Consider the following 14,790-nt stretch of genomic DNA (forward strand, 5'->3'; position numbering starts at 1 on the left):
CCAGCGCTCACGTGCTCACCACATACGCGCGGTTTTTTGTAGGCGCTGGCTTGCCAGCGAAGGCGTCGGCACGGGCGACGCACATCTTGCGGGCCCCTTCGCCGGCAAGCGCAACACCGCCCGGCCTGCTCCTACCGATTGTTGCTAGGCCGTTATCCCGGGTGATTGCGTCATGCATCCCCCGACAAAATCAGAAGAAATGCCTGAGGAGATCACCATGAACGCTGCCGTCGAGGTTCTGCAATCCAGCCATCAGCACATCAACCGCGACCGTCTGTGGCAGTCGCTCATGGCGCTGGCCCAGCTCGGCGCCACGGTCAAGGGTGGGGTCTGCCGTCTGGCCCTGACCGACCTCGACCGCCAGGCCCGGGATTTGTTCGTGAAGTGGTGCGAGGAGGCCGGTTGCACGGTCACGGTGGACGGTATCGGCAACATCTTCGCCCGCCGCCCCGGGCGCAATCCGCACCTGCCACCGGTGATGACCGGCAGCCATATCGACACCCAGCCCACTGGCGGCAAGTTCGATGGCTGCTTCGGCGTGTTGGCCGGAGTCGAGGTGCTGCGCACCCTCAATGACCTCAAGCTTGAAACCGAAGCGCCCCTGGAAGTGGTGGTGTGGACCAACGAAGAGGGTTCGCGCTTCCCGCCATGCATGATGGGCTCCGGGGTGTTCGCCGAGAAATTCACCCTGGAAGACACCCTGGCCAAGACCGACGCCGAGGGCATCAGCGTCGGCGAGGCGTTGAACGCCATCGGCTACGCCGGCACGCGCCCGGTCAGCGGGCATCCGGTGGGCGCCTATTTTGAAGCGCATATCGAGCAAGGCCCGATCTTGGAGGACGAGCGCAAGACCATAGGCATTGTGCTCGGCGCCCTCGGCCAGAAGTGGTTCGACCTCAAGCTGCGCGGTGTCGAAGCCCACGCCGGCCCGACCCCCATGCACCTGCGCAAGGACGCCCTGGTGGGCGCTGCGGCCGTGGTCGCGGCGGTCAACCGCGCCGCCCTCGGCCATCAGCCCCACGCCTGTGGCACCGTCGGCTGCCTGCAAGCCTACCCGGGCTCGCGCAACGTGATTCCGGGCGAGGTGCGCATGACCCTGGACTTCCGCCACCTGGAGCCGGCGCGCCTGGATTCGATGATTGCCGAAGTGCGCCAAGTGATCGACAACACCTGCGAAGAACACGGCCTGAGCTACGAACTGACCCCCACCGCGGACTTCCCGCCGCTGTACTTCGACCCGGTCTGTGTCGAAGCCGTGCGCGGAGCCGCGCAGGGCTTGGGGTTGTCCCACATGGACATCGTCAGCGGCGCCGGGCACGACGCGATCTTCGTCGCCGAACTGGGCCCGGCGGGGATGATCTTCGTGCCCTGCGAAGGCGGCATCAGCCACAACGAAATCGAAAACGCCGACCCCGACGACCTCGCCGCCGGCTGCGCCGTCCTGCTGCGCGCCATGCTCGCCGCCTCCCAATCCATCGCCCAGCGCCAAGCGTAGGAGCCGGCTTGCCGGCGAAAGGGCCCGCCAGACGTGTGTCGCCGGTGCCGACGCCTTCGCTGGCAAGCCAGCTCCTACCGGTAGCTTGCGGTGTTTCCACGAACCCGCCCACACCGCCATTCCCGTAGGAGCCGGCTTGCCGGCGAAGGGGCCCGCCAGCTGTGCACCGCCCATGCCGACGCCTTTGCTGGCAAGCCTGCTCCTGCCGGGGCAGCGTGAGCCGCTTTACCTGGCGTACACTGGCGAACTTTTCGCACGGGATGTCGACAATGCACAGGATGGCGCTCTGCTTGGCCCTGGCTCTGAGCCTGGGGGGCTGTATCGATTACAAATGGGGCCACGACTGGAAGGCCGACAATCCGGGCGGCTGGCAAGACGCAAGCGTTGTCGGTTTCGACAAACGCACGGCGTTCCAGCTGGCCTGCGGGGGCAGCCCACTGTATGTGAACGTGGAGACCCACGCCTCCCATCAACTTTTATCGCTGTTCTTCATCCCGTTGTTTTCCGCGTCGGACGATGACGGCCATGTGCAGATCAGGGCCAATCACCCCAGCCTGATGGCATGTGCTTCGCCTGCGCAAAACCCTCTGCTGCTGAAGTTGGACAACCGGCCCATTCAGGCTGCCGGCTTCTCGCGGCGTAGCAGCGAAGGCCTGTGCATCATCGACCTGGGCCCGCGCGAGTTGCAGGGCGAGCAGCTGTCTATCGAGGTCAATCAGGCCGTGCTGCCGTGTGCCGTGGCGCCGATGACCCTGAAAAAGGACAGTTTCTTCTGCCTGCGGGCTACAAAGTTCGGCGGCTCGACACCGTGCGGTCGGTAGCCAAAAAGCCAGGCCCTGCGTACCGAACGCGGCCCGACCTTTCGCAGCCTCGCGGGCTCGGCAGCGGCTACAGGGTCCGTGACGAGCTGTTTTTTGTAGCCGCTGCCGCAGGCTGCGCACGCCCGGCACGGGCGTAGGGGGTAGGGCCGAGATAGAGCTGCCAGCCGAACCTAAGCTAATTCCTAAAAAGTATTTATTTTTGATTTATTAGATCGATTAGCTTTTAGCGACTCTCCTGTCTCCCAGAAGGTTCGCCCCCATGCGCCTGCCCTTTGCTTTGCGTCGTAGCTTGTCGATCACCGCCCTGGCCGGTCTGGCGCTGGGCATGGCCCTCAATGCCCAGGCCGATACCGACCTGCGCATCGGCTACCAGAAATCCTCGACCCTGCTGGCGCTGCTCAAGGCCCAGGGCACCCTGGAGCAACAACTGGCGGGGCAGGGCGTCAACATCACCTGGCACGAGTTCACCAGTGGCCTGCCGTTGGCGGAATCGCTGAACGTGGGCAATGTCGACATCAGCGCCGATGTCGCCGACACGGTGCCGGTCTTCGCTCAGGCCGCTGGGGCCAAGCTCACCTATTTCGCCACTGAAACCCCGTCGCCCGCCGCTCAGTCCATCGTCATCCCCAAGGATTCGCCGCTCCAATCCCTGGCTGACCTCAAGGGCAAGCGCATCGCCGTGACCAAGGCTGCCGGCAGCCACTACCTGCTGATCGCCGCCTTGCGCGAAGCGGGCTTGAGCTTCGCCGATATCCAACCGGTGTACCTGACCCCGGCCGACGGCCGCGCGGCGCTGGAAACCGCCAAGGTCGATGCCTGGGTCACCTGGGAACCCTTTGTCGCCAGCGCCCAGCGCCAGCAGGGCGCGCGGGTGCTGCACGACGGCCAGGGGCTGGCCAGTTATCGCCGTTACTACCTGGCTTCCAACGACTACGCCAAGGCCCATCCCGAGGTGTTGCAGCAGGTCTTTGCCGAGCTGCAGAAGACCGGCGCCTGGGTCAAGGCGCACCCGGCCGAGGCGGCGAAACTGCTGGGCCCGCTGTGGGGCAACCTGGACGTGCCGACGGTGGAACTGGCCAACAGCCGCCGCACCTACAAGGTGGAAGCGGTCAAGCCCGATGCCCTGGGCGAGCAGCAGAAAATCGCCGATGCCTTCTACCAGGAAAAGCTGTTGCCCAAGCCGGTGGATGCCCGGGCGGTGCAGTTGTGGAGCCCCAAATCCTTGTAGTGGGTCGTTAGGTCGCTTTCGCTTGTAGGAGCCGGCTTGCCGGCGAACAGGTCCCCCCCTTTTTTCTTGTTCACCGCCGGCTACGCCATCCCGCGCCCGGCGTCAGGAGTTCCCGTGTCTGCCGTTCACCCCCAAGAGGCCTTTGCCGTCCCAGCCTCCGTCAGCCCGCCCGCGGATAACGCCGACGTGGTGCTGGAATTACGCCACCTGACCAAGCACTACGCCCGCCGCCGTGGCCAGTCCGCGCCGCCTGCGGTGCAGCAGGTCAGCCTCAAGGTGCGCCGTGGCGAAGTGCTGTGCCTGATGGGCACGTCCGGCAGCGGCAAGTCCACCTTGCTGCGCCATATCAACCGGTTGATCGAGCCCAGCAGCGGCGAAGTGCTGATCGACGGTTCGGCCATCAGCCAGCTGTCGGCCAAGGAGCTGCGCACCCTGCGTTCGCGACGCATCGGTATGGTGTTCCAGCACTTCGGCCTGCTGCCCCATCGCAGCGTGCGCGACAACGTCGCCTTGCCCCTGGAGCTGCGCGGCGAGCCTGAAGCCCTGCGCCATGCCGCAGCCGACGTGCAGTTGCAGGCCATGGGCCTGGAAGGCTGGGGCGATCACTATCCCCATGAACTGTCCGGCGGGATGCAGCAGCGGGTCGGGCTGGCCCGGGCCCTGGTCAGCGAGCCGGACATCCTGTTGATGGACGAACCCTTCAGCGCCCTGGACCCGACCATTCGCCGTGACCTGCAAAGCCACTTTCTGCGGGTGGTGCGCGAGCGCGGCATCAGCACCTTGCTGGTGACCCACGACCCGGCCGAAGCCCTGCGCCTGGCGGACCGCATCGCCGTGTTGCGCCACGGCCAGTTGATTCAGGTCGGTACGCCCGAGGAACTGCTGAAGCAACCGGCGGATGCCGAGGTGGCGGACTTCTTCCAGGAACACGGCGCCCGTAGTGCCACGCCGGTGGTGGCGGCGATTGCACCGAGCAACGCTGTTGCGGCACCGGCACCGGTCAGCCCCGGACTGTCCTCGGCCCAGGCCCTGCTGCTGGGGCCCGCCGCCCTGGCCGCCAGCGGTCGCGGTGGCCTGTACTGGCTGGGCTTCGCCCTGGAACTGGGCGCGGCCGCGGCCTTGGGGCAAGGGCTGGCCACGGCCAGTTTCGCCTGGGCCGGCTTGGCACTCATCGGCTTGCTGCTCAGCCGCCTGTTGAGCCTGGCCCTGGCCCGCCGCCCCAGCCGCCTGGGCCGTTCCGACTGGCGTCTGCCGTGGCTGGTGTTGCTGCTGTGCCAGGCCCTGGTGCTGTGGCGGGTTCTGGCCGCCGATGCCTCGGGCCCCTGGCTGCAGTTTCCCGCCGACCGCCAAGTGCTGCTGGGCACCGCCGCGGCCATCGACCAACTGATTGCCTGGTCCCAGGTGACGTTCGAAAGCACCTTCGTCGGCGTGATAGTCGCCGTGCGCACGGTGATCGACAGCACCGAAAGCCTGCTGGGCTGGCTGCCCTGGCCGGTGCCGGCCCTGGCCCTGGTGCTGCTGGCCTGGCGCAGCGCTGGCGCGGCCCTGGCCCTGACCAGCGCCGCGGCCTTGCTCTACATCGGCCTGTTCGGTTTCTGGGAACGGACCATCGCCACCCTGGCCCTGGTGGGTTCCTCGGTGCTGATCTCGCTGTTGATCGGCGTGCCCGCCGGCATCCTCCTGGCCAAGCGCGCCCTGGCCCGGCGCCTGATCACTCCGTTCTTGGACGTGATGCAGACCCTGCCGACCTTCGTGTACCTGATCCCGGCGGTGGCGTTCTTCTCGGTGGGCAAGACCCCGGCGGTGATCGCTACGGTGATCTTCGCCCTGGCGCCGATGATCCGCCTCACCGCCCTGGGGATTCAGGAAGTGCCCAAGACCGCCGTCGAAGCAGCCCTGGCCCACGGTGCCACGCCGTGGCAGATCCTGACCAAGGTCGAACTGCCCCTGGCTGCGGGCTCCTTGCTACTGGGGATCAACCAGACCCTGGTGATGAGCCTGTCGATGGTGGTGGTGGCGGCGCTGATCGGCGCCGGTGGCCTGGGCTACGACGTGATGACCGCGCTGCGCAACATCAAGGGCGGCGAGGGCATGTTGGCCGGCGCCGCGATCGTGTTCTGCGCGCTGATTCCCGACCGCATCATTCAAGCGACCCTGCGCCAGCGGGATCGCATATTGCATCAATCATGAGGTGTCCCTTGAACAAGTCGTTTACCCGTACCCTTGGCGCCGCCGCGCTGTTGTTGGGTTTGTCCCTGCCGGTGCTGGCCAAGGACAAGATCGTCATTGGCGAGCAGAACTGGACCGGTGCCATCGCCATCCAGAACATCCTTGGCGAAGTGATCAAAAGCCGCCTCGACGGCGAGGTTTCCTACCTCGCCGGTGACGTGCCGGTGCTGTTCGCCGCCGCTGCCAAGGGCGACGGCTCGGTGGACGTGCTGACCGATATCTGGCTGCCCAACCAGTCCGCCGCCTGGGCCAAATACGTCACCGGCGGCACCCGCTCGCTGGTGCCCAACAAGCAGCCGTACCTGGGGGTGCAAGGCTTCTACATTCCCGGCTACCTGCAAGACAAATACGGCGTGAAGTCGGTCTACGACCTGCAAAAGCCTGAAGTGGCGAAACTTTTCGAACCCCTGGGTGGCGGCAAGGCGCAACTGCTGGTGGGCCCGGCGGGCTGGGAGTCGACCTACATCGGCCAGATCAAGGCCAAGGATTTCGGCTTTGCCGATCAATTCGAATCGGTGTCCACCGAAGCCTCGGTGACCTACGCCAAGCTCGCCGCCGCCTACAAGGCCCAACGTGGCGTGGTGTTCTACGCCTACACCCCGGACTGGATCTTCTCCGCCTTCGACCTGCGCCGCCTGGATGAACCGGCGTTCGACGGCTACGCCCAGGACAACAAGAAGGGCGATCCGCTGTACAAGGCCGACGGCTGCTGGAAATTCATCAGCCCGACGGTGGATGCCGACTGGCTGAGCAAGAGCAAGATCACCTGCGCCTACCCGGATGCACGGGTGTATGTCCTGGCGTCCAGCGCCCTGCAAAAACGCGCGCCGCGAATTGCCGCGTTCCTGGAGAACTTCAGCATCGAACCTCAGGCCCTGAATGACCTGATTCTCAAGATCGAAAAGGAACAGCAACCGGCGGCGCAGGCGGCCAAGGAATGGGTGGCGGCGCATCCGCAGATCGTTGATGGCTGGCTGGGTGCCAGCGGTGAAAAGGTTGGGGTGGCTCAATGAGTGGGCTTGAACAAGCGACCTTCGGCGCCGGGTGTTTCTGGGGCGCGGAAGCCGCGTTCCGGGCCTTGCCTGGGGTAGTGGACAGCCGCGTCGGCTACGCCGTTGAAGCGGCGGACGAAGCCTTGCAGATTGAAGTGGTGCAGGTGGATTTCGACCCGCAGGTGCTGGCGTATACCCGCCTGATCGAACACTTTTGGGATCTGCATGATCCGACCTCGGTGGATCGCCAGGGCGAGCATGGCGGGGTGAAATATCGCTCGGCGATCTTCCACACCAACGCCGCGCAAGCCGAACAGGCGAGGGCGGCCAAGACCGCCCTGCAAGACTCCGGACGCCTCAACAAACCCGTAGTCACGGTGATCGTGCCCCTGGGCCGTTTCGACCTGGCGGATGAAGCGCACCAGCGTTACCTGGAGAGGAATGGCCTGAGCAGTTGCCACATTTAAGCCGCAAGCTTGGAGCTTGAGTCTCAGTTGTCTGTATGCAAGTTGCTCTTTGTGGCGAGGGAGCAAGCTCCCTCGCCACAGGTCAGCGAACAGAATTCCTACGCGACCCGCCACTGAATCACTTCCAGCACCGCGCAGCCTTCTCGGGTGAGCAGGTGCACGCCACGGGTGATGCGGGTCAGGTCGCAATCGCTGATGTCTTTCAGCCCCAGGGTGGACAGGCTGTCCATCAGGTCGCGGACCACGGTGAAACGGTGGGAGGCGCTGCTGGCCAGATCGCTCAAGGGGGCTTGGGTATCGAGGTAGAACACCGGGTGTTCGGTGTCGTGGGTGTCGATGGGGGTGAAGCGGGGGAGGTGATGGTCAGTCATAGGTGCGGCTCCTGCTTATAGAGCAATCGCCTTTTTGCCGACCGTGAGGATTGGGGCAGTGATGTGCGAGCAGGCTGGCCGGGGATAGGGCAACAGCACATCTTGAGGTGTCCCGCGCACCACCGTCATAACCTTTGATCGCAGGGACAAAAGCGACTGCGAGGATGTTTGAAAGTGGATGCGTTCCTATATTCGACCGGCCAAGGTCGCTCGCGGATTGGGTTGCGAGGGGCTGACTATAGGAGCGGCGTCATAGCGCTGCAACAGGGTGGTTGGGGAGATGTTTGAGCGCTTGTTTCGTGGTGTTGGTGGCTGGTTTTGGTGGGGGGCATATCCGTTGCTGCGGGTGTGGCGGCTGGCGGTTTTGTCTTTGTGGCGAGGTTGACGGGGTACATATTCGTTGCTGCGGGTGCGGCCGCTGGAGGTTTTGCCTTTATGGCGGGGGACGGGGTACATATCCGTTGCTGCGGTCATGGCCACTTAGGGTTTCGCCCTTACGGCGAGTCCCTTTTTACAAACGCCTAAAAAGGAACCAAAAACGCTTGCCCCTCCATACGGCCCCTCGCTAGGGCTCGGGGTGCCCGAGCTCCGGCATTGCTCCGGGGGCCCGCCGCCAACCGGCCATCCATGGCCGGGTGGCGGCTAGCTCGGCATCCATGCCGAGCTGCCCCCTACGCAACGCCTACGCTCGGCCTGCTGGGAAGGGGCCGGAAGATCAAGATCAAGATCAAAAGCCAAAGCCAAAGCCAAAGCCAAGGTGCGCAGGCCGGCTCTTTGTAGCCGCTGCCGAAGGCTGCGAAAGAGGGCGACGCGATATGTCAGGAGAATTGGGGAGGCAGGTTTAGCGTCTCCTGCGGAGCCGGTCGCAGCCTTCGGCAGCGGCTACATTAACGCGAACGGCAATGAAACAGGTCGGCCGGCAGGCCGCCGTCAGATTTTGATCTTGCTCTGGCTTTTGATCTTGATCTGTTAGCCCCGTTAACCACGATGGCCGAACGCAGGCATTGAGCCGTGGGTAACCCGGCAGGGATGCCGGGTTAGCCGCCACCCGGCCATGGATGGCCGGTGGCGGCGGCCCACGGATCAATGCCGGAGTGAGGGCATGCCGAGCCTAGGCGAGGCACCGAGTGGAGGGGCAGAAGCGTTTTGCTTACTTTTGCGCTCTTCAAAAGTGAGCCGCTGTAAGAGCGGAACCAATATCCGCCGCCCCCGCAGCAATGGATATGTCCCCGCCCCCTAAAAACTCACCCTCTCCACCCCCCACCCAACGCCACCACCAATCCCACACTCGCCTGCAACTCCCTGGTCTGCACCGCCTGCAACCCCCGTTGCGCCTGCAAGGCCGCGGTCTGCGCCGTCACCACATCCAGATAACTCACCGCCCCGGCCTGATAGCTGTTCATGGCCAAGGTCTGGGTATGCAGCGCCGCATTCACCGCCGCCTGCTGATCCAGCGCCTCCTGACGCAAATCCCGCAGTTGCCCCAGGTTGTCCTCCACCTCCCGAACCGCCCGCAGCACCTGCCCACGGTAATGGGCGGCGGCCTCTTCGAACTCGGCATGGGCCTGTCGCTCATTGGCGCTCAGCCGCCCGCCATCAAAAATCGGCAGGTTCACCAAAGGCCCCAGGGCCCAATAGCGATTACCCGCCGCCAACAGATTGCCCACGCCTTGGGTCTGCCCACCGAGCATCCCGGTTAGGCTGAAGTCCGGGTACCAGGCGGCGCGGGCGATGCCTATGCCAGCATTGGCGGCGTACACCCGGCGTTCGGCTGCGGCAATGTCCGGCCGGCGTTGCAGCAGGGTGCTGGGCAGTTGCTGGGGAATACTCGGCAGGCTCAGCAGTTGCGTCGAGGGCGCCAGGCTGAACCGGCTGTCCGGTTCCCCCACCAGTTCGCCAATTGCGTGTTCGGTGAGGTTGCGTTGGGCGCGTACTTCGTCCAGTTCCGCTTCGGCGCTGGCCAGTTGGCTCTGGGCCCGGGTCAGGTCCAGTTCCGAGGCGATCTGCCCTTGATAACGGTCGCGGGTCAGTTGCAGGGCCCGGGCGTAATCCTCCAGGGAACGGCTCAAGATTCGGCTCTGGGCATCCAGGCCATTGAGCTGCACATAGAGCATGGCCAGTTGCTTTTGCAGACTCAGGCGCGCCGCCGCCAGGTCGTCGCCGGAAGCCTGTGCCTGGGCATCGCCGGCCGCGGCTTGATTGCGAAGCCGGCCCCAGAGGTCGAGGTCGAAGCTCAGGGCGAAACCGGCGGTGTTGCTGTTGTAGATCGACGGTTGCGTGCTGCCGCGCAGGGGGCGGCTGTCCGACTGGCGCTGGCGCAGCGGTTGGGCGCTGGCGCTGATCTGCGGGAACAGCCCGGCATGCAGTTGGCTGGCGTAGGCCTGGGCAGCGTCGTAGTGGGCCAGGGCCGCCGCCAGATCCGGGTTGGCTCGGAGCAGGCGTTGTTGCAGGTCATCCAACTGCGGGTCCTGGTACAGCCGCCACCAGTGCTCGGCGATCCCCTGGGGCGCGGCGGCCGGGTGCCAGGGGCCGTCGGCGTTCTGTTCGCTATAGTGCGCGGGCAGGTCGATGGGTGGCACTTGGTAATGAGGGGCCAGGGAGCAGCCGTGCAGGGTCAGCAACAGCAGGGCGGCGAGAGGTTTAAGCCTTGGGTGCATGTTCGCCTCCCGCGTCTGCCAGTTGCACAAGGTCGCCTTCGCGCAGGGCGTCCGGCGGGTTGTCGATGACGTGATCCGTGGCTTGCAGGCCTTGGTCGATCACCAGCCGTTCCCCCAGGTCCAGGCCAATATGGATGCTGCGCAGGTGCACGCGTTTTGCACTGTCGATCACCGCCACCTGGGTGCCCTGGGCGCGGAAGATCAGGGCGCTGGCGGGGATGCTCACGCCGTGGGTGTCGGCAGGGATGGCCAGGGTTGCTTCGGCATAGTCACCGGGCATCAGGGCGCCGTCGGGGTTGGCGGCGACGAATTGCGCCAGCAGGGTGCCGGAGCGCGGGTCGATGGCGGTGGAGTCGCCCAGCAGTTGCGCGCTGAAGTGCTGGCCGGGGTGCTCGGGCACAGTCAGCTGCGCTTGCAGGCCGGGGCGGATGACGCTGGCGTAGTTCTGCGGAATCGGCACGTAAAGCCGCAGTTTGTGGGTGTCCGCCAGGTCGAACAGCTCCGGGTCGCTGTCGTTGTCGGCCTTGATCAACTGGCCGATATCGGTGTGGCGGGCGGTGAGGGTGCCGGCGAACGGCGCACGAATGGTCTTGTAGTCTTCCAGCGCCGAGAGCCGCCCATAGTCGGCGACGGCCGCCTCGGCATTGGCTTTGGCGGCGGCTGCGTTGGAGGTTTTTTCGTCGGCTTCCTGGCGCGATACCGAGTGGCTGGCCAAGAGGTTTTGCCAGCGTTCGGCGGTGGTTTGGGCCAGCCGTGCATTGGCCTGCTGCTGGATCATCCGTGCCCGGGCCTGGGCCACTTGCTGGTCCAGGTCGGGGCTGTCGATATGGGCCAGCACTTGCCCGGCGGCCACCTTGGCGCCTATGTCCTGGCTCCAGTCCTTGAGGTAGCCGCTGACCCGGGCGTGGATCGGTGCCTTGCTCCAGGCCTCCAGGTGCGCCGGCAGGCGCAGGGTGTCGCCCAGCACATTCGGTTGTGGTTGCAACACCAGCACTTGCGGCACGGCGGCGGTTTCGGTCCAGGCGGCCACGGCCCGTTCATGCCGGGTGCGCGCGGCCAGGCCGTTGGCTACCAGCAGCGCGGCCAGGCTCAGGCTGCCGATGCCCAGCAGCATCAGGCGTTTGCGCGAAGGGGTGTGATCAGGCGACATGGGTGTGTTCTCCAGCAACAGCGGATTGGGGACGGCGGCCGTGGACCAGGCTGAAGACCACGGGGACAAAGATCAGGGTGGCCACGGTGGCGAGGAGCAGCCCGCCGATCACCGCGCGGCCCAGAGGGGCGTTCTGTTCCTCGGACAGGGCCAGGGGCAGCATGCCGATGATCATCGCCAGGGCGGTCATGCACACCGGGCGAAAGCGCGTGTAGCCGGCTTCCAGGGCGGCCTTGAGGGCATCGCCGTGTTCCGCCAGGCGCTCACGGCAAAAACTCACCACCAGGATCGAGTTGGCGGTGGCCACCCCCATGCACAGGATGGCCCCGGTCAGGGCCGGCACCGACAGCGAGGTGCCGCTCAAGAACAGCATCCAGACGATCCCGGCCAGGGCCGCCGGCAGCGCGGTGATGATCACGAACGGATCGACCCAGGACTGGAAGTTGACCACGATCAGCAGGTAGATCAGCACCACCGCGCCCAGCAGGCCCAGGCTCAAGCCGCTGAAGGCCTCATGCAGGGCATCGATCTGCCCGTGCAGGCTGACCGTGGCGCCCTTGGGCCGCAGGGCTGCGGCGTCGTCCAGGACCTTTTGCATGTCGTGGGCCACAGCGCCCAGATCGCGGCCTTGCACGCTGGCGTACAGGTCCAGTGTGGGCTGGATGTTGTAGTGGCTGACCACCGCCGGGCTTTCTACGCGGGAGATGTCCGCCAGGCCGCCGAGAATCTGCGACTGGCCATTGCTACCGGTGACCGGCAGCGCTTCCAGGGCCGGCAGGCTGTCCAGGCGGTACTGCGGGGTGGCGGCGACGATGGAATAGGACACGCCGTTCTTCGGGTTGAGCCAGAAGGTCGGCGCCACCTGGGAGCTGCCGGCCAAGGACGCCACCATGCTGTTGGTCACGTCGCGTTCGGTGATCCCCAGGCCGTTGGCCCGCAGGCGGTCGACCTTGACCTGCAGTGACGGGTAGCCGGTGGACTGCTGGAGGCGCAGGTCGGCGATGCCCGGCACATGTTTGAGGCGCCGTTGCAGTTCCAGGGCGAAGGCGCGGTTGGCTGCGGCGTCGGGCCCGGAGATTTTCACGTCCAGCGGGGCCGGGGCGCCGAAGTTGAGGATCTGGCTGCTGATGTCCGCCGGGAGGAAGGCGAACTGGCTGCCGGGGAAGCTTTCCGGCAAGGCTTCACGCAGCTGTTTCACGTAGTCGGCGCTGGGGGCGTGGCCGGGCTTGAGGGTGACCTGGATATCACCGTCCTGGGGCCCGATGGTGCCGCTGTTGCTGTAGGCCATGTCGATGCCGCTCAAGGGGATGCCGATGTTGTCGATGATGCTGTCCAGTTGCTCGGCCGGGATCACTTCGCGAATCCGCGCTTCGATGCGGTCGAAGGCCGCCGCGCTTTCCTCGATCCGCGTGCCCAGGGGCAGGCGCACGTGCAGGGCCAGGGCGCCGGCGTCGGTGGCGGGGAAGAAGTCCTGGCCCAGGCTCGGCAGCAGGGCGAAGGAAGCCAGCACACAGGCAAGAAAGCCGAGGATGAAGGTCTTGCGCCGCCCCAGGGCCAGGTGCAGCAGGCCGTGGTAGGTGTCGCGCACGTTGGAGAAACGCGCCTCGAAGCCCTGCTGGAAGGCCAGTAGCCCACGTACCAAAGCGTTGCACGGCTTGGCGTGTTGTTCGCCCTCGTGATGGTTGATGAAGGCGTCTTCCGGGTGATGCCCGGGACCCGCTTCCGGCACATGGGGCTTGAGCAGGTACAGGGCCAGGGTGGGCACCAGGGTCCGCGAGAGGATGAACGAGCTGGCCATGGCGAAGATCACCGCCAGGGCCATGGGCCGGAACAGGTAGCCGGCGATGCCCTGCAACAGGAACATCGGCACGAAGACGATGCAGATGCACAGCAGCGAGACGAAGGCCGGGCCGACGATCTGCTTGGCGCCGTCGAGGATTGCGTCCTTGACCGCCTTGCCCTGTTCCAGGTGCCAGTTGATGTTCTCGATGGTCACGGTGGCGTCGTCCACCAGAATCCCCACCGCCAGGGCCAGCCCGCCCAGGGTCATGACGTTGAGGGTCTGGCCGCTGGCCGCCAGCAGGGCAATGGCCGAGAGCACCGCCAGGGGAATCGAGGCGGCGATGATCAGTGTTGAGCGCCAGCTGCCGAGGAACAGCAGGATCATCGCGCTGGTCAGCAGGGCGGCGATGATGCCTTCCCGGGCCACGCTGCCCACCGATTGCTTGACGAACACCGAGGCGTCCCCCAGCAGCGAAGTCTTCAGCGCCGGCGGCAGGGTTTCGTTGATGCGCGGCAGCATCTGGCTGATGCCGTCGACGATGGACAGGGTGGAGATATTGCCGTTCTTCAGCGCCGGCATCAGCACCGCGCGGCGTCCGTCGACCCGCACGATATTGGTCTGCGGCGGCGAGCCGTCGCGCACGTGGGCCACCTGGCCGATGGTGATCAGGGCGCCGTCCACGGTCTTGATCGGCAGGTCGTTGAGCTCCTCGATGGCGGTGGGGCTGTTGTTCAGCAGCACCGTGTATTCATCGCGGCCGAGCTTGGCGGTGCCCACCGGGATGATCTGGTTCTGCGCTGCCAGGGCATTGCCCACGTCCTGGGCCGACAGGCCCTTGGCGGCCAGGGCTTGTGGGTCCAGGTCGAGGGTGATCTGCCGTTGCTTGCCACCCATGGGCGTGGGCATGGCCAGCCCCGGCAGGGCGCTCAGGGGCAGGCGGATGTTGTTCTGCACCAGGTCGCGGATCTTCGCCTCTGACAGGGTCGGGCTGGAGAAGGCCAGTTGCAGGATCGGCACCGTCGAGGCGCTGTAGTTGAGGATCAGCGGCGGGGTGATGCCCGGTGGCATCTGCTTGAGCACGGTTTGTGACACCGCCGTCACCTGGGCGTTGGCGGTGCGGATATCCACTCCGGGCTGGAAGAAGATCTTGACGATGCCCATGCCCGGCAGCGACTGCGACTCGATGTGCTGGATATCGTTGACCGTGGTGCTCAGGGAGCGCTCGTAGGTGTAGATCACCCGCCCGGCCATGGCATCCGGCGACAGGCCGTTGTACTGCCAGACCACCGCCACCACCGGGATGCCGATATCGGGGAACACGTCGGTGGGGGTACGCAGGGCCGCCAGGGGCCCGATGATGCAGATGAATATCGCCAGCACGATGAACGTGTAGGGCTTGAGCAGTGCGGTCTTGACCAGCCCGAGCATGCCGAAAACCTCCGAGGGAGTGGGATTGCAAACCTCGGCAGCCTGCAGCGACCCACCTAACACGCGGCTTTCAGCCAGGTGAAGGAAGTTTTAGGTAAGGCCTGAAATTCCTTTCACTGGGATTCATTTGTACTCGCACCGACGCCTCGACACCCTTGATGGGCATCGA

At 65.6% G+C, this 14,790-nt stretch carries 10 protein-coding genes; 6 read left to right on the forward strand and 4 right to left on the reverse strand.

The annotated features are described in order from the left end of the window. Positions 1-217: 217 nt before the first annotated feature. The 6 genes from PFZ56_RS18605 (at position 218) to msrA (ending at position 7,232) form a co-directional block, all read left to right on the forward strand. Positions 218-1,495, forward strand: a complete 1,278-nt coding sequence (locus tag PFZ56_RS18605) for a Zn-dependent hydrolase (RefSeq protein WP_170003048.1) — start codon at positions 218-220, stop codon at positions 1,493-1,495. Positions 1,496-1,785: 290 nt separating this feature from the next. After that, positions 1,786-2,316 (forward strand): hypothetical protein, encoded by a 531-nt coding sequence (locus PFZ56_RS18610; protein WP_394304407.1) that lies wholly within the window; start codon positions 1,786-1,788, stop codon positions 2,314-2,316. A 259-nt stretch (positions 2,317-2,575) separates the two neighbouring features. After that, positions 2,576-3,544: an aliphatic sulfonate ABC transporter substrate-binding protein gene (locus PFZ56_RS18615; protein WP_170003046.1), complete on the forward strand. Its 969-nt coding sequence runs from the start codon at positions 2,576-2,578 to the stop codon at positions 3,542-3,544. Positions 3,545-3,658: 114 nt separating this feature from the next. Further along, positions 3,659-5,734: an ATP-binding cassette domain-containing protein gene (locus tag PFZ56_RS18620; RefSeq protein WP_394304408.1), complete on the forward strand. Its 2,076-nt coding sequence runs from the start codon at positions 3,659-3,661 to the stop codon at positions 5,732-5,734. Next, positions 5,731-6,786, forward strand: a complete 1,056-nt coding sequence (locus PFZ56_RS18625; protein WP_170003042.1) for a glycine betaine ABC transporter substrate-binding protein — start codon at positions 5,731-5,733, stop codon at positions 6,784-6,786. Before PFZ56_RS18620 ends, PFZ56_RS18625 begins: the two co-directional genes overlap by 4 nt. After that, positions 6,783-7,232 carry a peptide-methionine (S)-S-oxide reductase MsrA gene (gene msrA, locus PFZ56_RS18630; protein ID WP_170003040.1) on the forward strand — a complete coding sequence of 150 codons (450 nt, stop codon included), beginning with the start codon at positions 6,783-6,785 and terminating at the stop codon, positions 7,230-7,232. Before PFZ56_RS18625 ends, msrA begins: the two co-directional genes overlap by 4 nt. Before the next feature lie 98 nt (positions 7,233-7,330). Here the strand turns inward: msrA and PFZ56_RS18635 are convergent, their stop codons facing one another. From PFZ56_RS18635 to PFZ56_RS18650, 4 genes are all read right to left on the reverse strand, one after another. After that, the gene (locus PFZ56_RS18635) at positions 7,331-7,603 is read right to left on the reverse strand and encodes a hypothetical protein (RefSeq protein WP_170003038.1); all 273 of its coding nucleotides are present in this window, start codon (positions 7,601-7,603) and stop codon (positions 7,331-7,333) included. Between the two features lie 1,244 nt (positions 7,604-8,847). Then, the gene (locus tag PFZ56_RS18640; protein WP_170004969.1) at positions 8,848-10,260 is read right to left on the reverse strand and encodes an efflux transporter outer membrane subunit; all 1,413 of its coding nucleotides are present in this window, start codon (positions 10,258-10,260) and stop codon (positions 8,848-8,850) included. After that, positions 10,244-11,410 carry an efflux RND transporter periplasmic adaptor subunit gene (locus tag PFZ56_RS18645; protein WP_170004967.1) on the reverse strand — a complete coding sequence of 389 codons (1,167 nt, stop codon included), beginning with the start codon at positions 11,408-11,410 and terminating at the stop codon, positions 10,244-10,246. The genes PFZ56_RS18640 and PFZ56_RS18645 overlap by 17 nt, the downstream gene beginning before the upstream one ends. Further along, positions 11,400-14,621 carry an efflux RND transporter permease subunit gene (locus PFZ56_RS18650; RefSeq protein WP_170004965.1) on the reverse strand — a complete coding sequence of 1,074 codons (3,222 nt, stop codon included), beginning with the start codon at positions 14,619-14,621 and terminating at the stop codon, positions 11,400-11,402. Before PFZ56_RS18650 ends, PFZ56_RS18645 begins: the two co-directional genes overlap by 11 nt. Positions 14,622-14,790: the final 169 nt, after the last annotated feature.

The sequence above is a fragment of the Pseudomonas danubii genome (assembly GCF_042980055.1).
Lineage (GTDB): Bacteria > Pseudomonadota > Gammaproteobacteria > Pseudomonadales > Pseudomonadaceae > Aquipseudomonas > Aquipseudomonas danubii.